Source organism: Herbiconiux sp. VKM Ac-2851 (assembly GCF_013205105.1).
GTDB classification, from domain to species: Bacteria; Actinomycetota; Actinomycetes; order Actinomycetales; family Microbacteriaceae; genus Herbiconiux; species Herbiconiux flava.
In genome coordinates, this window is sequence record NZ_JABMLJ010000003.1 from 140,373 (window position 1) to 159,986 (window position 19,614).

At 70.6% G+C, this 19,614-nt stretch carries 20 protein-coding genes; 11 read left to right on the forward strand and 9 right to left on the reverse strand.

All coding sequences use genetic code 11. The features are described from left to right. Positions 1-179: 179 nt before the first annotated feature. Complete coding sequence (locus tag HQQ85_RS13610; RefSeq protein ID WP_173183095.1) at positions 180-1,673, forward strand: MFS transporter; 1,494 nt, start codon at positions 180-182, stop codon at positions 1,671-1,673. A 29-nt stretch (positions 1,674-1,702) separates the two neighbouring features. Here HQQ85_RS13610 and HQQ85_RS13615 read toward each other — a convergent pair whose 3' ends face one another. The 3 genes from HQQ85_RS13615 to upp form a co-directional block, all read right to left on the reverse strand. Beyond that, positions 1,703-2,767, reverse strand: coding sequence for a nitronate monooxygenase family protein (locus tag HQQ85_RS13615; protein WP_254069462.1), 1,065 nt, complete (start codon positions 2,765-2,767; stop codon positions 1,703-1,705). A gap of 192 nt (positions 2,768-2,959) precedes the next feature. After that, the gene (locus tag HQQ85_RS13620; protein WP_173183096.1) at positions 2,960-4,342 is read right to left on the reverse strand and encodes an HNH endonuclease signature motif containing protein; all 1,383 of its coding nucleotides are present in this window, start codon (positions 4,340-4,342) and stop codon (positions 2,960-2,962) included. 97 nt (positions 4,343-4,439) lie between these two features. Continuing rightward, positions 4,440-5,072, reverse strand: coding sequence for a uracil phosphoribosyltransferase (gene upp, locus HQQ85_RS13625; RefSeq protein WP_173183097.1), 633 nt, complete (start codon positions 5,070-5,072; stop codon positions 4,440-4,442). Between the two features lie 86 nt (positions 5,073-5,158). On the opposite strand from upp, the gene tadA reads away from it, so the two are divergent. Beyond that, complete coding sequence (gene tadA, locus HQQ85_RS13630) at positions 5,159-5,587, forward strand: tRNA adenosine(34) deaminase TadA (protein ID WP_173183904.1); 429 nt, start codon at positions 5,159-5,161, stop codon at positions 5,585-5,587. Between the two features lie 88 nt (positions 5,588-5,675). On the opposite strand, the gene HQQ85_RS13635 is transcribed toward tadA, so the two are convergent. Together HQQ85_RS13635 and HQQ85_RS13640 are read right to left on the reverse strand one after the other, a co-directional pair. After that, positions 5,676-6,434: a glutamine amidotransferase gene (locus HQQ85_RS13635; protein WP_216851750.1), complete on the reverse strand. Its 759-nt coding sequence runs from the start codon at positions 6,432-6,434 to the stop codon at positions 5,676-5,678. Continuing rightward, positions 6,431-7,393 (reverse strand): cation diffusion facilitator family transporter, encoded by a 963-nt coding sequence (locus HQQ85_RS13640; RefSeq protein WP_173183098.1) that lies wholly within the window; start codon positions 7,391-7,393, stop codon positions 6,431-6,433. Before HQQ85_RS13640 ends, HQQ85_RS13635 begins: the two co-directional genes overlap by 4 nt. Before the next feature lie 49 nt (positions 7,394-7,442). Here HQQ85_RS13640 and proC point away from each other — a divergent pair, with 49 nt between their 5' ends. Further along, on the forward strand, positions 7,443-8,303 hold the full coding sequence (gene proC, locus HQQ85_RS13645) for a pyrroline-5-carboxylate reductase (protein WP_173183099.1): 861 nt from the start codon (positions 7,443-7,445) through the stop codon (positions 8,301-8,303). A 10-nt stretch (positions 8,304-8,313) separates the two neighbouring features. Here proC and HQQ85_RS13650 read toward each other — a convergent pair whose 3' ends face one another. Next, entirely contained in the window at positions 8,314-8,952 is a 639-nt protein-coding gene (locus HQQ85_RS13650) for a response regulator transcription factor (protein ID WP_216851797.1), read from the reverse strand. Positions 8,953-8,987: 35 nt separating this feature from the next. Continuing rightward, entirely contained in the window at positions 8,988-10,424 is a 1,437-nt protein-coding gene (locus tag HQQ85_RS13655; protein WP_173183101.1) for a sensor histidine kinase, read from the reverse strand. A 126-nt stretch (positions 10,425-10,550) separates the two neighbouring features. On the opposite strand from HQQ85_RS13655, the gene HQQ85_RS13660 reads away from it, so the two are divergent. Continuing rightward, positions 10,551-11,276, forward strand: coding sequence for a GAP family protein (locus HQQ85_RS13660; protein ID WP_173183102.1), 726 nt, complete (start codon positions 10,551-10,553; stop codon positions 11,274-11,276). A gap of 30 nt (positions 11,277-11,306) precedes the next feature. On the opposite strand, the gene HQQ85_RS13665 is transcribed toward HQQ85_RS13660, so the two are convergent. After that, positions 11,307-11,978 (reverse strand): TrkA family potassium uptake protein, encoded by a 672-nt coding sequence (locus tag HQQ85_RS13665; RefSeq protein WP_173183103.1) that lies wholly within the window; start codon positions 11,976-11,978, stop codon positions 11,307-11,309. Next, the gene (locus tag HQQ85_RS13670; protein WP_173183906.1) at positions 11,971-13,386 is read right to left on the reverse strand and encodes a TrkH family potassium uptake protein; all 1,416 of its coding nucleotides are present in this window, start codon (positions 13,384-13,386) and stop codon (positions 11,971-11,973) included. Before HQQ85_RS13670 ends, HQQ85_RS13665 begins: the two co-directional genes overlap by 8 nt. Before the next feature lie 158 nt (positions 13,387-13,544). Here HQQ85_RS13670 and HQQ85_RS13675 point away from each other — a divergent pair, with 158 nt between their 5' ends. From HQQ85_RS13675 to HQQ85_RS13705, 7 genes are all read left to right on the forward strand, one after another. Continuing rightward, positions 13,545-14,006, forward strand: a complete 462-nt coding sequence (locus HQQ85_RS13675) for a helix-turn-helix transcriptional regulator (RefSeq protein ID WP_173183104.1) — start codon at positions 13,545-13,547, stop codon at positions 14,004-14,006. Positions 14,007-14,045: 39 nt separating this feature from the next. After that, positions 14,046-14,249, forward strand: coding sequence for a helix-turn-helix domain-containing protein (locus HQQ85_RS13680; RefSeq protein ID WP_173183105.1), 204 nt, complete (start codon positions 14,046-14,048; stop codon positions 14,247-14,249). 84 nt (positions 14,250-14,333) lie between these two features. Continuing rightward, positions 14,334-14,432, forward strand: coding sequence for a 30S ribosomal protein bS22 (locus tag HQQ85_RS13685; protein ID WP_003792170.1), 99 nt, complete (start codon positions 14,334-14,336; stop codon positions 14,430-14,432). Positions 14,433-14,511: 79 nt separating this feature from the next. Further along, positions 14,512-14,814 carry a hypothetical protein gene (locus HQQ85_RS13690; RefSeq protein WP_173183106.1) on the forward strand — a complete coding sequence of 101 codons (303 nt, stop codon included), beginning with the start codon at positions 14,512-14,514 and terminating at the stop codon, positions 14,812-14,814. 103 nt (positions 14,815-14,917) lie between these two features. Next, entirely contained in the window at positions 14,918-15,757 is an 840-nt protein-coding gene (locus tag HQQ85_RS13695) for a PRD domain-containing protein (RefSeq protein ID WP_173183107.1), read from the forward strand. A gap of 136 nt (positions 15,758-15,893) precedes the next feature. Continuing rightward, entirely contained in the window at positions 15,894-17,960 is a 2,067-nt protein-coding gene (locus HQQ85_RS13700) for a beta-glucoside-specific PTS transporter subunit IIABC (protein ID WP_173183108.1), read from the forward strand. Then, positions 17,957-19,591 (forward strand): glycoside hydrolase family 1 protein, encoded by a 1,635-nt coding sequence (locus tag HQQ85_RS13705; RefSeq protein ID WP_173183109.1) that lies wholly within the window; start codon positions 17,957-17,959, stop codon positions 19,589-19,591. Before HQQ85_RS13700 ends, HQQ85_RS13705 begins: the two co-directional genes overlap by 4 nt. The last annotated feature ends 23 nt before the right edge of the window (positions 19,592-19,614 follow it).

The following is a 19,614-nucleotide window of genomic DNA, read 5'->3' on the forward strand; positions in this document are numbered from 1 at the left end:
CGCCGGCCATCATGCCGGCGTTCCCGGGGGCCTCAAAGGAGGTCGGGGTGAACGCGTTGTCAGTCATGACCCCAATCAAAGCGGATGCGCGAGACGGATGTCAAGCATCCGCTCGACTTCTGTGCAGTGGCACGGCGACGCCCGGGGTATAGGTTCGACCGCATGACCCGGAGCGAGGCATGACCCAGACGTCCCCCCCGATCGCCGATCGGGCCCGCTGGCAGGCCTTCGCGGTCTGCGTCGCGGTCGCCGCGCTGACGATCCTCGACCTGTCGAAGGTGAACGTCGGCCTGCCGTCGATCGAGAAGTCGCTCGGCGCCGGACCGACCGAGCTGCAGATCATCGTGGCGGGCTATGCCCTGGCCTTCGGTCTCGCGCTCGTGCCCTCCGGCCGGCTGGGCGACCTCTACTCGCGCAAGCTGCTGTTCATCATCGGCCTCAGCGCCTTCACGCTCGCCAGCGCGGCCTGCGCCGTCGCGCCCGACATCAACACGCTCGTGATCGCGCGCATCGTGCAGGGTGTGGCCGCGGGCATCCAGATGCCGCAGGTGCTCGGCCTCGTTCAGCAGTTGTTCCAGGGCGAGGAGCGTGGCCGCGCGTTCGGGCTCTTCGGGGCGACGATCGGTGTGGCGACGGCATTCGGTCCGACTCTCGGTGGGCTGCTCATCGCGATCGGCGGGCCCACCGACGGCTGGCGGCTGCTGTTCTGGATGAACGTGCCGCTCGGCATCGTGCTGCTGCTGATCGCCATCAGGCTGCTGCCCAAGACGCAGGTGCGCGACCCCGGCGCGAGGAACCTCGACCTCGTCGGGATCGTGCTGCTCGGAGCATCCGTCTTCACCTTCATGCTGCCGTTCGTGCTGACCACCGGCGGGCCTGACGACAGCAACTTCCGCTGGTTCTGGCTCGCCGGAACGGTCGTCGCGGTGGTGCTGTTCATCTGGTGGGAGCGGCGGTACCAGGCGAGCGGCAAGTCGCCGGCCATCCGTTTCTCGCTGTTCACGATCAGCTCGTACCGCAACGGGCTGCTGCTCGCGACGGCCTGGTTCGCGGCGGTGCCTGCGGTGTTCCTGCTGACGACGCTGTTCCTGCAGGAGGGGCTCGGGTTCGAGCCGGTGTTCGCGGGGATGGTGAGCATCCCGTTCGCGCTGACCTCGGCGATCTCGTCGCTGATCGGCGGGCGGCTCGTGATGCGGCTCGGCCGCAAGCTCGTGGTGATCGGCGTCGTCGTGGCGATGGTCGGTTTCGTGCTGGTGCTGCTCGCCGCCGTGCTGCCGCCGGCCGGCTGGTCGATCTGGCTGATGGCGGGGGCGATGGCCGTCGCGGGGGCCGGCGGTGGCTTCGTGATCTCGCCGAACCAGACGCTGACGCTCGCCGAGATCCCGGTGACCGAGGGCGGCGTGGCCGGGTCGATGGCCCAGGTCGGGCAGCGGGTCGGCACGGCGATGGGTGTCGCGGCGGCCTCGTCCATCTTCTTCGCGACGCTGTACCGCGAGGGGCCGGGCAACGCGGACAACGTGATGATCTACCACGACGGGTTCCGCAACGCGTTCTTCGTGGCGCTGGGGCTGCTGTCGGTGGCGCTCGTGATCGGGCTGTTCGACCTGCGGCGGCGGGCGAAGCAGGCGGCTGCTCCGGATGCCGACGAGCCGGCGCCTTCCGCGGCTTCCTAGGCGGGGCCCGGTGCGGGTCAGGGTGCGGGTCAGCGTGCGGGTGGAAGACCGGCCCTGAGCTCGTCGAAGACGGCAGTCGCGTCGTCGAGGCGGGCGAGCGCCGCTGACTGGCCGGCCCACAGCGAGAGCAGATCGCCGCGATCGAGTCGGGAGGCCGCGGCGCGGAATCGTCCGGTGAGCCAGTTCTGAGCGGGGAAGGGTGCGATGGCGTCGGCCTCCTCGATCGTTCTCAGCGCCCGGTTCGGGAGGCCGCGGGCGAGCCGTCCGCTCATCGCCCGGGTGAGCACGGTGTCGTGGGCGGCCGCAGCCGGAATGGCCTGCCGGTGCGACTCGGGCGCGGCGGACTGCTGGGTGCGCAGGAACGCCGTACCCACCTGCACGCCGTCGGCGCCGAGCGCTGAGGCCGCGGCGACCCCGCGCCGGTCGGCGATGCCGCCGGCCGCCACGACCGGCACGCCGACCGCGTCGACCACCTGGGGCACGAGCGCCATCGTTCCGACGAGCGACTGCTCGGCCGGGCGGAGGAACGAGGTGCGGTGCCCGCCGGCGTCCGACCCCGAGGCGACTATGACGTCGACGCCGCCCCGTTCGAGAGCGACCGCCTCGTCGACCGTGGTGGCGGTGCCGATCACGACGATCCCGGCACGGTGGGCGCGCTCGACGACGTCTTCGGGCGGCACCCCGAATACGAACGACACGGCGGCCGGCCGCGCCTCGAGCACAGCGTCGACCTGCTCGCCGAACGGCGGCAGGAAGGCGTCGGGTAGCCCGGGCACCTCGAGCCCCACCTCGGCGAACAGCGGGGCGACGGATGCGGCCGCCTTCGCGAACGCCGGCGCCGTCGCCGCGTCGGCGGGCTCGGCCTCGTCACCCGTCGGCACCCACAGGTTCAGGGCGAACGGCCGGCGCGTGCGGGCGTGCAGTTCTGCGGCGACCTGACGGATGCGCTCGGCGTCGTACCCGTACAGCCCGAAGGTCCCGAGCCCACCACGATCACTCACAATTGCCGCGAGCTCCACCGATGAGACCCCGCCGAACGGCCCCAGCACGATCGGTGCCTCGACCCCGATCGTGGCTCCCAACGACATCGTCATGCTCCGAGTATCCACCCCGCCACGGGTCTCCGACAGCGATCATCCATCTCTGGAACCCGCGCATTCCGCGGTCCTGCCTACCGGACCCGATCTCCTTGATCCAGCCATGACCATCTCGGGCAAGCGCGTCAGCGTGCGGCAGCCGTGTGTGCTGCCGCGCGCTTCGCGCTTGCCCTCGGATGCGGTGGCTGGCTATGCGGCGGGTCGCTGGATGGTGCGTCGACGGGTGGTCGGAATCGGTGTCTGTTCCGTGTCGACCCACCTCGGCGGAATCAGATGAGGCACACCCTCGTACATGGTTAATTTCCACGGCGATTTGTGCAGGTGTGAATGGTGGAAGTGGCAGAGCAGAACGCCGTTGTCGATATCAGTTCGACCGGGCGGATGATCGTCCGCAACCCACTCGTTCGCATGATGTGTCTCGCAGAACGAGGGTGGCCGGTCGCAATTGGGCCATACGCAGCCGCCGTCCCGGGCCGCTAGTGCCCGGTTCTGGGCGGCGGTGAAGAGGCGCTTGGCCTTGCCGTGGTAGAGCACCTCGCCCTTGTCGCCGAACAGCGTCGCCGCGACCGGTGATGAGCACCGCAGCTGGGCGATGGTGGAGGCGGGGACCGGCTGGTCGATGCCGTCGATCCAGCCGACCCCGCGGCCCTTCTCGAGATCGTCGAGGGTCATGTGCACGTTGACCGTGGCGATGGCCCCGTTGATACGCGGCATGTCGTCGGCCCCGGCAGCGCGGGCGATGAGCTCGGTGACGGTGTCGGCGTTCTTCTGCGCCTGCGTGCGCGTGTCGGCGGTCACCATCTGCGCGACGCACTCGTCCTCGTCTAGGAACCTGGGCCCCGTGACGCGGGGGCTCTGCATCGCTTGGATGCTGGCCAGCCAGACTCCGCCCTGCTCGGGGGCGAGTGCGATCGTCCCTCGGTACATCCCATCCGGCGCCAGCGCGATCGTCAGCGACCGCTGCATCTGCAGCACCTCGTCCCGCGGCTCGGCACCGTCGGGGTCGAGCACCTCGCGCAGGTGGATGGCGAGCTTTGCGGTCTCATCCGCCGTGAATCGGCACGCGATGGTCTGGTCGACCAGTGTCTCCTCAGCACCGGCCACGACATCGGCCGAGCATCCGCGGTCGGCGAGTTCGTTGCACCGCCCCACGATGGCCGCTGCTGCCTCGACCCCGAGCACGCCTTCGTTCAGCTTCTGCCCGACGAGCGGGAACGGTGCCGGCCCCTCGCCGCCACCGAGCAGCACCGCACCCCGCAACTTGCCCCCGAGGTCGAGCCGCGCCTTGCACGTCCGCGCCGACGCACCGGTGACGTTCGAGACCAGCTTGACGGGGCTGGTGAAGTTCTGCGACCGGCTCAGGCCCTCGTCGCCGAGCTCGGGACGCGACCGCACCCCCACCTCGCCGGCGGTGAGCACGCCCCCGGCCGACGCCAGCCGTGCAACCGCCTCGAAGTCGGCCATCAGCTCCAACACGGCCTCGTCGGAAAGCCCCGCCAGCCTGCCGCGCGCCGCGCCCAGAACGCCCTGAAGATCGCTGGCGATCTCCTTGAGCTGGGCGTCTGTTTCCATACTGAGATTCTATCAGAAATACCTGATGAATGCTCTCTTAATCAGCCCTTCGCTAGCCTCTGGACTGCTGCGGACGGACAGGTGCGAGTCGGTCGAACTAGACCAGGCCGTAAAGGCGGTCGCCCGCGTCGCCGAGGCCCGGCACGATGTAGCCCTTCTCGTTCAGGCGCTCATCGAGGGCGCCGAGCACCAGGGTGACGTCGCGTCCTTCGGTGGCCTTCTCGAGGGCGGCGACGCCTTCGGGAGCTCCGAGGAGGCAGATCGCCGTGACGTCCTGCGCACCGCGGTCGAAGAGGAACTCGATCGCGGCTGAGAGCGAGCCGCCGGTGGCGAGCATCGGGTCGAGCACGAAGCACTGGCGGTCGGAGAGGTCGTCGGGCAGGCGCTCGGCGTAGGTGGTGGGCTCGAGGGTCTCCTCGTTGCGCACCATGCCGAGGAAGCCGACCTCGGCCGACGGCACCAGCTTCACCATGCCCTCGAGCATTCCGAGCCCGGCGCGCAGGATCGGCACCACGAGCGGACGCGGCTCGCTCAGCGCGAGGCCCTGCGTCTCGGCGACGGGGGTCTGGATGGTGATCGGCTCCACACTCACGTTGCGGGTCGCCTCGTAGGCTAGGAGCGTCACGAGCTCCTCGGTGAGCGCGCGGAAGGTCGGCGAGGGTGTCGTGCGGTCGCGCAGCACGGTGAGCTTGTGGGTGATGAGCGGGTGATCGGCAACGTGAACTCGCATGAGGCCAATCTACTGGAGAGGACGGCGGCACCGTGCCCGAGAACGCCGCCCCGCCGCTGCCGCCCGCGAGTGTGCTCGACGAGTGGATGCGCGCCGCCCTCGTCGAGGCCAGGGCCGCGCTCGACACCGGGGATGTCCCGGTCGGAGCGATCGTGCTCGATGCCGCCGGCACCGTGATCGGCGTCGGACGGAACGAGCGCGAGGCCCGCCACGACCCGACAGCCCACGCCGAGGTGCTGGCCCTCCGCCAGGCGGCCGAGACGATCGGCGACTGGCACCTCACCGAGGCGACGCTCGTCGTCACGCTCGAGCCCTGCGTGATGTGCGCGGGGGCGATCCTCTCAGCGCGGGTGCCGCGGGTGGTCTACGGCGCCTGGGACGAGAAGGCGGGGGCCGCCGGCTCGGTCTACGACGTGCTGCGCGACCGCCGTCTCAACCACCGCGTCGAGGTGATCGCGGGCGTCGAGGCCGAGCGCTGCGCGGCCCTCCTCACCGACTTCTTCCGCGGCCCCTGACGGCGGCGGGCTCGCGGTGCGAGCCGGGCGCCGACTGTCAGGGGGAGCCGATGGTCGGAGGACGCCGACAGTCAGAGGACGCCATTGGTCAGAGGGCCGCGATGCGGGTGAGGTAGTCGTCGAGGAGGCGGGCCGAGGCGGTCTGCATCGCGTCCGAGTGCTGGGCCCGCTCGGCGCGGAGCGCGGCGGGGGAGTAGCCGGCTGCCGTGACGTAGGCCTCGTCTCCCGCGAGCCACTGCTCGTGCATGTCGGACGTCAGCTCCGGGTGGAACTGCACCGCGAGCATCCATTCGCCGATGCCGAAGGCCTCGTTCGGGTACTCGGCCGACGAGGCCAGCAGAGTCACGCCGTCGGGCAGGTCGAAGGTGTCGCCGTGCCACTCGGCCACGGGCACGCCGGCGACGTGGCGCACGGGGGAGTCCGCTCCCGCCGCGGTGGGCTCGACGATCCGGTAGCCGACCTCGACGGTGGGCCCCGGATGCACGGACGACCCCAGCGCCGCCGCCACCGCCTGCGCCCCGAAGCAGACGCCCAGCACCGGGCGCTCCGCGTCGAGGCGGGCCCGCAGGAAGTCGAGCTCGGGGGCGATGTAGCCCAGGCGGTCGCGCTCGTAGACCCCGTCGGTGGAACCGAGCACGATCACCAGCTCGGCATCCCGAGCGCGCGAGAGCCCCGCCGCGAACTCCGCCGCCGGACCCGAGGCGTCGACGAGATCGATCGTGTAGCCGTGTCGGGCGAGAACGGGAGCGAAGTTCCCGAGGTGCACCGACTCCTGGTGCTGCACGACGACAGCGCGGCGAGCGGCGGACGACACGGCCGTCTGATCGGTCGCTCGGCGCTCGGTCAATCGGCGCTCTTGATCACGATCGCCGAGGTGTTGAGCTCGACGTCGACCGGCGGCACATAGACGTCGGGCTCGAGGTAGATGACACGGGCGATGGGCACGACCTCGCGGATGCGGCCCTCGACCTCGTCGATCGTCTCGGCCACGTCGCGCAGCTCGGAGTCGGGCGCGAGTGCGATCTTCGCGCCGACGAGCAGCTCGTCGGGCCCCAGGTAGAGCGTCTTGATGTGGATGAGGCGGTCGACCTTGGGCGTCGACTCGATCGCCTGAACGATCTTCTCGTGGTCGGCGTCGGTCGCGCCCTCGCCGACGAGCAGGCTCTTGGTCTCGATACCGAGGATGACCGCGACCGCGACCAGCAGCACGCCGATGAAGAGCGTTCCGATGCCGTCCCACACCCCGTCGCCGGTGATCACCGAGAGGCCGACGCCCACGAGGGCGAAGGCGAGGCCGGTGAGGGCCGCCGTGTCCTCGAGCAGCACGACGGGCAGCTCGGGGGCCTTCGCGCGGCGCACGAACTGCACCCAGCTCTGCTTCCCGCGGGTGTGGTTGCTCTCCTTGATCGCGGTGCGCAGCGAGAAGCTCTCGAGCGCGATGGCGATCACCAGCACCGCGAGCGGCACGATCGGGTTCGAGATCTCCTCCGGGTGGGAGATCTTCTCGATGCCCTCGTAGACGGCGAAGACGCCGCCGACCGAGAACAGGATGATCGACACGACGAACGCGTAGACGTAGCGCTCGCGACCGTAGCCGAAGGGGTGCTCGCGGTCGGCCTGCTTCTTGGCCTTGCGGCCGCCGAGCAGGAGCAGGAGCTGGTTGCCCGAGTCGGCGAGCGAGTGCACGCTCTCGGCGAGCATCGACGACGATCCCGAGATGAGGAACGCGACGAACTTCGCGATGGCGATACCGACGTTGGCCAGCAGGGCCGCGATGATCGCCCTGGTGCCGCCCGATGCGCTCACGTGAGACCTTCTTCCTGCGGTGGGGTGATGCCAATCCTAGGATGGCGGGATGACCGACGCTCAGCCCTCCGCCTCCTCGCTCGCCCTGCCGACGATCGCGCTGCTCGGCGCCGGGTCGATGGGCCGCGCCATCCTGAGCGGGCTGCTCGCGCCGACGGTCGAGGTCGACGGCCCCATCCGCGTGACCAATCGCAGCGCCGAGAAGGCCGCCGAGCTGGCCGGCACGCCGGGCGTGACCGCCTACGCGACCGACGACGACCCCGAGGCGAACCGTCGGGCCGTCGCGGGCGCCCACGTCGTGCTGGTCGCGGTGAAGCCCTCGATGGTCGTCGATCTGCTCGACGAGATCGCGGATGCGCTGGAGCCCGGCGCCGTGGTCGTGAGCGTGGCGGCCGGGGTGACCGTGGCGACATTCGAGGAGCACCTCCCTTCTGGTGTGTCTGTGGTGCGGTCGATGCCCAACACGCCCGCGGTGGTGGGACGTGCCGTCACGGGCATCTCGGCCGGAACCCGCTCGAGCGACGACGACCTCGCGCTGGTGCGCCGCCTGTTCGAGACCGTGGGGACGGTGGTCGAGGTTCCGGAGAGCCAGCTCGATGCTCTCAGCACGATCTCCGGGTCGGGGCCCGCCTACGTCTATCTGTTGATAGAAGCGCTGACCGAGGCCGCTGTGCAGAAGGGGTTCACGGATGCCCAGGCCGACGAGCTCGTGAACGGCACCTTCGCAGGCGCCACCGAGCTCCTCGCGGCGTCGGGGAAGACGCCGACCGAGCTGCGCATCCAGGTGACGAGCCCCAAGGGCACGACGGAGCGCGCTGTCGCGGTGCTGCAGGAGGCGGGACTGCCCGAGCTCTTCGGCCGCGCCACCGACGCCGCCCTGGCGCGGGCCCGCGAGCTCGCCGCCGGCTGAGAGGCGCGGGTCAGGGGGCGAAGCCGGCGTCGCGGGCGAGCACGGCGGCCTGCAGCCGGGACGAGCATCCGAGCTTCATCAGCACCCGGCTGACGTGCGACTTCGCCGTGGTCTCGGTGATGACGAGCCGCGTGGCGATGGCCTGATTGCCGAGCCCCTCGGCCAGACAGCCCAGCACGTCGCGCTCCCGCGGGGTGAGCTCGTCGAAGTCGGGGTCAAGAGCCCGGGCGTTCGAGGCAGCGGCGAGCGAGGCGGCAGCGGGGGCCCCGCCTGCCACCGCGTCCAGCACCCGCCGCGTCACCGCCGGGGAGAGCATGCCCTCGCCCGCCGCGACGCGGTGCACGGCCTCGAGGAGGGTGCGCGCATCCGTCGACTTGAGCAGGAAGCCCGCCGCCCCGGCCCGGATCGCCCCGAACACGTACTCGTCGAGGTCGAACGTCGTCAGCACGATGACCGCGGCCAGGCCCTCCGCCGTGATGCGGCGGGTGGCGTCGATGCCGTCGCGGACGGGCATCCGCACGTCGACCAGGGCCACGTCGGGCCGCAGGCGCCGGGCCTCGACCACGGCCTCGTCGCCGTCGCCCGCCTCGCCGACGACCACCACGGCCGGGTCGGTCTCGAGCATCGCGCGCAGCCCGCTCCTGATCATCGGGTGGTCGTCGACGAGGAGCACCCGGATGCCCGTCACGCTCCGCCCCGCAGCCGCGTGGTCGGCAGCTCGGCGTGCACGAGCCACTCGCCGTCGTGCCGCCCGATCACGGCGAACCCGCCGAGCGCGGCCGCCCGCTCGCGCATCGCCTCGATGCCCACGCCCCCGGAGTGCGCAGAAACCGGCCCGGAAGCGACCGCAGCACTGAGCCCGGAAGCAGCAGCACCAGAAACCCCGGGAGCAGAAGCGCCGGCACCACCCGAACCCACCCCCACCAACGAACTCCGCACCTCCACCACCAACCGGTCCGGCCCCTCCGCCCGCCGCACCGACACCGCGGCCGAGCACCCCGGAGCGTGCTTCCCCGCGTTCACCAGCGCCTCCTGCACGATCCGCACCGCGGCCTGCTCGGCGGCCGGAGGCGGCCCCACCCGCGCGAAGTCGAGACCCCCGGCGACCGAGGCGGACACCCCCGACCGCCGCGCCCGCTCGATCACGGCCCCCAGCCCCTCGAGCCCCGGCGCCGTCGCCCACGGATCGGCCTCGGCGCCCCGCAGCAGCCCGATCAGCTGCCGCATCTCGCCCAGCGACTCGAGCGCCGACTCCCGCACCACGGCGAGCGTCCGCCGGTCGCGCGCCGGGTCGGGCGCCTGCGCCAGGCTCGCCTCGGCCTGGATCGCGATCACCGACACCTGCCCCGCGATCGTGTCGTGCAGGTCCCGCGCCATCCGCGCCCGTTCGTCCCGTACGGCCTCCGCCTGCTCGACGGAGGCGACCAGGCGCAGGGCCTCCGCCTCCCGCGCGAGCGCGTCGGCGCGCGAGGTCTCGAGCCGCGCCCGCTCCTCGGCGAGCTCGGCCAGCTCGCTCTTCTGCTGCACGTTCGCGGCCCACCAGAGCGGCAGCACGACGAGCGCCACCGCCTGCAGCACCAGCAGCACGGTCACCCGCGGCGGCGCCCCCGACAGCGCGGAGGCGAGCGTGATCCCCACCAGCACCACGATGACCGTGCGCGTGATCAGCCGCCGCCCGGCGACGGTGGTGAACAGCCACGCCGCGAAGAGCAGGTCGAACAGGGCGAGCACGACGCCGATGCTGCCGCCGAGCATCCCGTCGGCCACCGTCGCGGCGACCCCGACGAGCAGCATGGCGAGCGGATGCCGCCGCTTCGCCAGCATGGCCGCGCACGCGACGGCGAGCGGCGCGAGGTGCGCCCAGGGGGTCTCGACAAGCGACGGGGCGTCCGACCAGGTGCCGGTGACGCCGACGGCGATCAGCCCCGCCCCCAGCGCGAAGACGGCGGCGGCCGTGATGCCGTCCTCCAGCCGCGGCTCGGCGCGCACGCGGGCGTCGACCCGGCGGAGCGCGGCCGCGATCGCCCCGACCGCTCCCGCCACACGGCGGGAGGGAGTCGCCGCATCCGGGCGGGCGGCGGACGGTGAGCCGGGCCGGCTGTCGTCGGGGCGGTTCGTCATGCCGTCATCCCATCACACCGCCGTGCACCGGGACATCCTCCGAAGGGTGGAGGCGGGGCGGCGCGATGGCCCGAGACACCTCCTTCGACGGATGCCCGTGCCGCGCCGGTGCGCGAGCGTGAACCCATGACTCCCACCTTCTTCGGCACCCTCGCGGTGCTGGCTCTGATCGACAGCACGAGTTTCGGCACCTTGGTCATCCCCCTCTGGCTGATGCTCGCTCCCGGACGAGTGCGACCGGGACGCGTGATCGTCTTCCTCGGCACCGTCGCGGCGTTCTACCTCGGCGTCGGGCTGCTGCTCCTCGCGGGTACGACGTGGCTGCAGAGCGCGCTGGGCGGCGCCGACCCCGCGCGCCTGATCGAGCTGCCGGGCGTGCGGATCGCCGAGCTGGTGCTCGGGCTGGCCCTGCTCGTCGGCAGCTTCTGGATCGACTCGCCGAAGCGCAGGGCGGCGGCCGCCTCGACGGGGCCCGGTCGCCTGTCCCGGTGGCGCGAGCAGGCGATGGGGGAGGGGAGGAGCGGCGGCCTCGTGCTGCTGGCGCTCGCCGCGGCGCTTATCGAGGTGGGGTCGATGCTGCCCTACCTCGCCGGGATCGGGCTGGTCAGCGCATCTGGAGTCGACTGGCCCGCCTCTGGGCTCGTGATCGCGGGCTACTGCGCGGTGATGATCGCGCCCGCCCTCGTGCTGCTCGTCGTGCGCACGGTGGCGGCCCGGGCGGTCGAGCCCGTGCTGCGGCGGCTCAGCGACTGGTTGAGCACCCACGCCGCCTCGACCACCGCGTGGATCGTCGGGATCGTGGGCTTCCTGCTGGCCCGCGACGCCGCGATCGGCCTCGGCCTCTTCGGCTGAGGCCGCAGCCGCAGCCGAATCCGCAGCCGGCTAGTTCCCGAGCGCCGCGAACGTCTCGATGTCCGACGACTTCCCCGACACGATGATCAGATCGTGGTTCGACACCACGGTCGACTCGGTCGCGTACGTGAACGGCTTCCCCGGGCTCTTCACGCCCACGACGGTGACGTGGTACTTCGACCGCACCCCCGACTCGGTGAGGTTCAGGCCGCGGATCGGCTTCGGCGGGTACATCTTCACCAGCGCGAAGTCGTCGTCGAACTCGATGAAGTCGAGCATGCGCCCCGAGACGAGGTGCGCGACGCGCTCGCCGGCCTCGGCCTCGGGGTAGATGACGTGGTTGGCGCCGATGCGCTCGAGGATCTTGCCGTGCGAGCGCGAGATCGCCTTCGCCCAGATCTGCGGCACCCGGAGGTCGACGAGGTTCGCCGTGATCAGCACCGAGGCCTCGATCGACGATCCCACCGCGACCACCGCGATCTGGAACTCGGGGGCCCCGATCTGGCGCAGGGCCTCGACGTTCCGGGCATCCGCCTGCACCGTGTGGGTGACCCGCTCGGACCACTTCTGCACGAGCCGCTCGTCCTCGTCGATCGCGAGCACCTCACGGCCCAGCCGGTCGAGCTCGCCCGCGGTCGCCGCGCCGAACCGGCCGAGGCCGATCACGAGCACGGGCGCGTCGTGTCTGATGCGATCAACCAACGATGGGCCTCTCTTCCGGGCGCTTGTAGAGCTGCTGCCGCTGGCTGGCCGCCAGGGCGGCGGCGAGTGTCACTGTACCAACGCGGCCCATGAACATCGTGGCGGCCATGACGTAGACGCCCGCGTCGGGCAGCGAGGCGGTGAGACCGGTCGTCAGCCCCGAGGTGGCGAACGCCGAGATCACGTCGAACAGCACGAAGTCGAGCGAGGCCTTCGAGATCTGCAGGATCAGGATGCTCGACACCGCGACCGTGGTGGCCCCCCACAGCACCACGGACACACCGAGGCGCAGCACGTCGCCCGGGATGCGGCGCCCGAACGACTCCATGTCGTGCACACCCCGTGCCTCGGCGAACGCGGCGAGGAACAGCACCGCCAGCGTCGTCACCTTGATGCCGCCCGCTGTCGAGGCCGAGCCGCCGCCGATGAACATCAGCATGTCGGTGACGAGCAGGCTCGAGCCGTTGAGGTCGGGGATCGAGATCGTCGAGAAACCGCCCGACCGCGTCATCACCGAGAGGAAGAAGCTCTGGAAGACGGTGTCGCCGGCGTCGAGCTGCCCGAAGGTCTTCGGGTTGTCGAACTCCAGGGCGATGTAGAGGGCCGCCCCGATCACGATCAGCAGCAGGCTCGTGACGATGGTGAGCTTCACGTGCACCGACCAGCGCACCCGCGTCTCGGTGCCGTGCACGCGTCCGGTGCGCCGGCGGATGCCCCACGCCCGCAGGCTCCGCGAGAGCGTGTAGATCACGGGGAAGCCGATGGCGCCGAGCACCACGCCGAGCATCAGTACGCCGAGGAAGAAGTAGTCGTCGGCGAAGGGCGTCAGGCCCTCGGCGTTCGGCGAGAACCCGGTGTTCGTGAACGCCATGGCCGAGTAGTAGAAGCTGTGCCAGACGGCCTCGCCGAGCGGGATGCCGTCGATGAGCATCCGGGGGAAGAGGAGTGCGGCCAGCAGCGCCTCGATCACCAGGGCGCTGATGGCGACGGTCGAGAGCAGCGAGCCGATCTCGCCGAGCCGCACGGCCTGCCCCTCGGCGACCGGGCCGTGGTGCATGCGCAGCGGGTTGGTGTCGCTGGCGGCGATCAGCCGGGCGCGCAGGCCGAGCTTGCGTGAGATGGCCAGGCCCAGGATGCTCGCCAGCGTCAGCACCCCGAGAGCGCCGATCTGCACACCGATGTAGACGATGGTGTGCCCGAAGGCCGACCAGTGGGTGGCCATGTCGACCGTGGACAGGCCCGTCACGCAGATCACCGAGACCGCCGTGAAGAGGGCGTCGGCCAGCGGGGTCATCTTCCCGTCGGTCGCTGCGATGGGCAGCGAGAACAGGATCGTGAAGATCAGGATGAGCACCGCGAAGATGAGGATCGCGAAGCGCGAGGGCGAGTTCTCCGAGAACTCCCGCATGCCGTCGCGGATGCGACCCGCCAGAGTGGCACTCCGATTGAACGGATTGGGTCGTGCCGGGAGGGTGCGGGCGCTCACCGCAGCAATGCTACTCGGCGGCCTGCGTCGGCAGCGGCGGGTTTGGCGCGGATCCGGGCCCTGCCCACTACCCTGGTCGCATGGCCGACATCTTCTCCGTGATCGCTGACCCGACCCGGCGTCAGCTGCTGTCGCTGCTGCTGGAGCGCTACGTCTCCGAGGAGTCGGCCACCGCATCCGGGGCCTCGGAGGGCGAGTACAGCGTCTCGGAGCTCGTCGGCCACCTCGAGCTGAGCCAGCCGACCGTGTCGAAGCATCTCAAGGTGCTGCGCGACGCCGGCCTCGTCGCCGTGCGCGAGGAGGGCCAGCACCGCTTCTACAAGATCGACGTCGCGCCGCTGGAAGACGTCGAGGACTGGCTGATCCCCTTCCTCTCCGCCGACTTCGACACCGCCGAGGAGGACGCCCTCTGGGACAACGCCTCCGACGCCGTGCGCTCGGCCGCGGCGACCTTCGGCCAGAACGTGGGGCGGCGGGCGGCGCAGACCTCGCACGCGGTCAAGTCCGTCACCGAAGACCTGGTCTCCAAGCTCCGCCGCTAGCCGTTCCCGTGGGGCCTCCCGGCGCACTATAGTTTCGCCATGACCACCTCCTCGTCCGAGCTCGGCGACGTGAAGTTCCTCACCGTCGCCGAAGTGGCCGAGATGATGCGGGTGTCGAAGATGACGGTCTACCGTCTCGTGCACGCCGGAGATCTGCCTGCCATCCGCTTCGGCCGCTCCTTCCGGGTGCCCGAGTCGGCGGTCGCCGTGGCCCTCAAGAACCACATCGCCGACACCGCCTGACGGCGACTGCTACACTTCTCCGAGGCTCTTTCTGCCCCTGGCCGCCGTTCTCGTGCGGTCATCCCCGAAACGTGTGAGGTCTGTGTGGGTTCTGTAATCAAGAAGCGACGCAAGCGCATGGCGAAGAAGAAGCACCGCAAGCTGCTTCGCAAGACTCGCCACCAGCGTCGCAACAAGAAGTAGCGCCGAGGCTTCCGCCTCGCCGTTGCGCGAGCAGAGCGTCAGACCTTCGGGCCTGGCGCTTTTTGCTTAGGCTGGCGCCATGCCCCTCTACTGCGCCACCCTCGTCGTGCGCGACGCGGTCACGAAGCTCGACGCCCTGGCGATCGTGGCCCTGGCGACGGATGCGGTGGTCAGCGACCCGGGCACGGTGCGTCCGAAGGTGCTGCTGCCGGGCGGTGCGTGGGTCGAGGTCGAGATCCCGAAGTTCGGCGAGCCGCCGCCGCTCGCTCTCGACGTGTACTCGGAGCTCGGCGACGACCACGCCAAGATCGCCGCGCTCGCGCTGCTCACCCGCCTCGAGGAGCGGACGGCCTGGACGGTGAAGCCCGACTTCGTGCTCTGAGCTGGGCGTGATACCGTCTTCGTGGCTTGTCACTGCTCCCGCAGGCAACACCGCAGCTGCTCTCGACGTCGACGACAGCACGAGTGTCCCTAGGAGTGAATGTGTGCGAGGCGAAGCCATGATCGTGCGGCGGGTGCTGAACAACAGCGTCGTCGATGCGCTCGACGACTCCCTGCAGGAGGTCATCGTCTTCGGGCGGGGCATCGGCTTCGCGTCGAAGCCGGGTGACACGATCGACCAGTCGATGATCGAGAAGATCTTCCGGCTCGACGACGACGCCGCCAGCCGGCACTTCGCCTCGATCGTCGGGAGCGTGCCGGCCGAGGTGCTCTCGGCCACGGCAGACCTCGTGACCCGGGCCCGCGCCGAACTGACGGCGAAGATCAGCGACAGCCTCTACGCCTCCCTCGCCGACCACCTCTCCTTCGCCGTGCAGCGCGTGCGCTCGGGCGAGCAGTTCACGGTGCCGCTCGCCGTGGAGGTGCAGCGCTTCTACCCGAGCGAGTACGCCTTCGCCCGCAGCGCCGTCGCCGAGCTCAACGACCGGCTCGACGTCGAGCTGCCCGCCGAGGAGGCGACGAGCATCGCCCTGCACGTGATCAACGCGCAGGTGGGCGGCGCCGCCGACAGCGCCGCGCGCATGATGGAGCTCACCCGCTCGGTGCTCGACATCGTGCGCTTGCACTTCGGGCTCGACTACCGCGACGACGATCCGGCCTACCTCCGCTTCGTGACCCACGTGCGCTTCTTCGCCCAGCGCGTGCTGCTCGGCGAGTCGGTGCAGCGCGACGACGCCGAGCTGCTGCAGCTGCTGCGCACGCAGAAGCCGGCGGCGTTCGTGTCGGTCGACAAGGTCGACGCCTTCGTGATGCGCAGTCACGGCCACGCGATGAGCGCCTCCGAGAAGGTCTACCTCGGGCTGCACATCGCCAACTTCCTGTAGTCCGCGCGAACCGTTCCATCCGTCCCATCCGTCCCACCCGTTCCATCCGTCCCACCGAAACCGAACAGTCACACCGAATCCGAAGCCGCGTCAGGGCAACCGCGTGAAGCCGGGATTCTCTATCGAGGAGAGTTCCATGAAGTACGAACGAGACGCCGCCGCGATCATCGCGGCGGTCGGCGGCGAGGAGAACATCTCCTCGCTGTACCACTGCGTCACCCGCCTGCGCTTCGGCCTGCGCGACAACGCGAAGGCCGACCAGGGCGCGCTGCAGGCGATCGCGCCCGTGATGGGCGTGAACGACGCCGGCACCCAGTACCAGGTGGTCATCGGCAACGACGTCCCCGACGTGTACCGCGCGATCGTCGCCGAGCTGCCGCGGCTCGCGCCCGCCGAGGGGGCCGACGGCGCGGGCCCGTCCGGTGCCTCGGGCTCCGACCCTGTCGAGCCCACCGGCAACCCGGTCAAGCGCGCCTTCGCCCGTTTCCTCGACTTCATCTCGGGCACCTTCGCGCCCATCCTGCCCGCCATCGCCGGTGCCGGTCTGCTGAAGGGTGTGCTCGCGCTGATCAACGCCTTCGGCTGGGTCGACCCGCAGTCGCAGACCTTCCTGATCTTCTCGGCCATCGCCGACGCGGTGTTCTTCTTCCTGCCGGTGATCGTCGCGATCTCCGCCGCCCGCAAGCTCGGCGCGAACCCCTACGTCGCCGGCTCGCTCGGCGCCGTGCTGGTCTACCCGGCACTGACCGCGCTGCTCGGGGCGGGCGATCCGGTCGGGCTGCTGGGCATCCCGGTCACGAACGTGTCGTACTCGTACTCGGTCATCCCGGTGCTGCTCGGCGTGTACCTGATGTCGTGGGTCGAGCGCGGGCTCACCCGGGTCATCCCCTCGTTCCTGAAGCTGACCGTCGTGCCCATGCTGACCCTCGTCGTAGTGGCCCCCATCACGCTCGTCGCCCTCGGCCCGCTCGGCACCTTCGTCGGCAACGGCATCGCGGGCGGCATCAACTGGGCTCTCGACAACGGCGGGGCGCCGGCCGGCTTCGTGATCGGTGCACTGCTGCCGCTGATCATCATGACGGGCATGCACTACGCGCTGGTGCCGTTCATCCTGCAGAACCTGGCCACGCTCGGCTTCGACAAGTTCCTGCCGCTGACCTACGTGCAGACCTTCGCCACCGCCGGTGCCGTGTTCGGTGTCTTCCTGCGCGCGAAGAACTCGCAGGTCAAGGCCCTCTCGCTCTCGACGACCTTCACGGCGCTGATGGGCGTCACCGAGCCGGCCCTGTACGGGCTCGCGCTGCCGCTGCGGCGCCCGCTGATCGCCTCGATGGCCGGCGCCGGCGTGGGCGGAGCGATCTCGCTCGGCCTCGGCGTGAAGGCCTACGTGCTCGCCGGCAACGGTGGACTGCCGGGGCTCCCCGGCCTCGTGGGCGAGACGTTCATCTGGGCGATCGTCGGCATCGCGGTGGCGTTCGTGGTGTCGACCGTGGTCGCGATGGTGCTGGGGGTCGACGAGTCGATCCTGGCGCGCACGGCCGAGACGGCGACGGGGGCGGCGAAGGCTTCGACGCCTACCCAGGCGGGTGCGGCTGCGGGTGCAGGTGCGGCTGCGGGTGCGGGTACTGGTGCCGTGATGCCTGCTGCGGCCGCGTCGATTCCGGATGCTCGTCCCTCCGCCACGGCCGCGACCTCCGGTGCCCGGCTGCTCGGTGAGATCGTCTCGTCGCCGATGACCGGTGAGCTGGTGTCGCTCGACGACGTGCCCGACAGCACCTTCTCCAAGCGCCTGGTCGGCGACGGTACGGCGATCCGCCCGATGGTCGGCATCGTCGACTCCCCGGTGGACGGCGAGGTCGTGACGGTCTTCCCGACCAAGCACGCCATCGGGCTGCGCAGCGACTCGGGCATCGAGGTGCTGATCCACGTCGGGCTCGACACCGTCGCTCTGAAGGGCGAGGGCTTCCAGAGCCGCGTCACCGCCGGTGACCGCGTGCTAGTCGGCGATCGGCTGCTCGACTTCGACCTCGAGGCGATCAGCCGCACCAATGATCCGCTGAGCGTGATCGTGATCACGAACTCCGGCGACTACGGCATCGACCCGGGCACGACGGGCCCGGTGCGGTCGGGCGACGCGCTGATCCGCGTCACGCCCGCCGCGACCGGCGAGCCGGTCGGCGCCACCGAGGGGGCCGTTCGATGAGCGCCGAGACCGCGCATCCGGAATCGCCGGTGACCGCGACCGCGCCTGATACCGAGACCGCGACCGAGACCGTGCCTGAGACCGCGACCGCGCCTCGGACCGCGACCGACCCGGCCCCGCACGGAGCGACCGGGCCGTTCCCCGAGGGGTTCCTCTGGGGGGTCGCCTTCGCCGCGAACCAGGTCGAGGGCGGCTTCGACGAGGGCGGCAAGGGACTGTCGCAGGCCGACGTCATCCCGTTCCGCACCGCCCGCGACTACGTCGACATCAGCGCGCTGATGAAGGCGAGCGACGAGACCATCGCCGAGGCGGCGGCCACCCCCGGCGCGGCCGGCTACCCGAAGCGCTCGGGCAGCGACTTCTACCACCGCTGGGAGGGCGACGTCGAGCTCTTCGCCGAGCTCGGCCTCTCGGCGCTGCGGATGTCGATCGCCTGGTCGCGCATCTTCCCGACCGGGGTGGAGACCGAGCCGAACGAGGAGGGGCTGCTGTTCTACGAGCGCCTCTTCAGCCGGCTGCGCGAGCGCGGCATCGAGCCGGTCGTGACGATGTCGCACTACGAGATGCCGCTGCACCTCGTGACCGAGTACGGCGGCTGGACGAACCGGGCGGTGATCGGGCACTTCGAGCGGTACGCCCGCACGATCGTCACCCGGTTCCGCGGCCTCGTGCGGTACTGGCTCACCTTCAACGAGATCAACACCACGGTGATCGAGCCGTACACCGGGGGAGGGGTGATCGAGCGTGAGCCTGCGCCCGGCGTCGACCCGAGGCAGGCCTCCTACCAGGCGCTGCACCACCAGTTCGTGGCGAGTGCCCTGGCCGCGCGGCTCGTGCACGAGCTCGACGAGGATGCGCGGGTGGGCTGCATGCTCGCCCGGATGGCGCACTACCCGGCGTCGAGCGACCCGGCCGACGTAGTGAAGGCGCAGTTCGACAACAACCTGAACCTGTTCCATACGGATGTGCAGGTGCGCGGACGCTACTCGGGCACCGTGCGCCGCTTCTGGCGGGACCAGGGCATCGACGTCGCCATGGAGCCGGGCGACGAGGCGCTTCTGGCGGAGGGCACCGTCGACTTCCTCTCGTTCAGCTACTACATGAGCCTGGTCTCGTCGGTGTCGCCCGAGAAGTACGGCGCGACGGGCGGCAACCTGTTCTCGACCATCAAGAACCCGCACCTGCCCACCACCGAGTGGGGCTGGCACTTCGACCCCGAGGGCCTGCGCTACGTGCTCGACGACCTGTGGGACCGGTACGGCATCCCGCTCTTCATCGTCGAGAACGGTCTGGGCGCGACCGACGTGCTGGAGGGCTCGGCGGCGGATGCGGCGGCCGGCACCCCCGACACGAGAGCCGTGCACGACCCCTACCGCGTCGACTACTTCGTGCAGCACCTCCGGCAGGTGCGGGAGGCGATCGCCGACGGCGTCGAGCTGCTCGGCTACACGGCGTGGGGCGGGCTCGACATCGTCAGCGCCTCGACCTCGCAGATGACCAAGCGGTACGGCGTCGTGTACGTCGACGCGGACGACCTGGGCAACGGGTCGTACGACCGCGTCCGGAAGGACAGCTTCTTCTGGTATCAGCGGCTGGTCGCGACGAACGGGGCGGTGCTCGACGAGTCCTGACGGGAATCGTGCCTCTCGGGGGA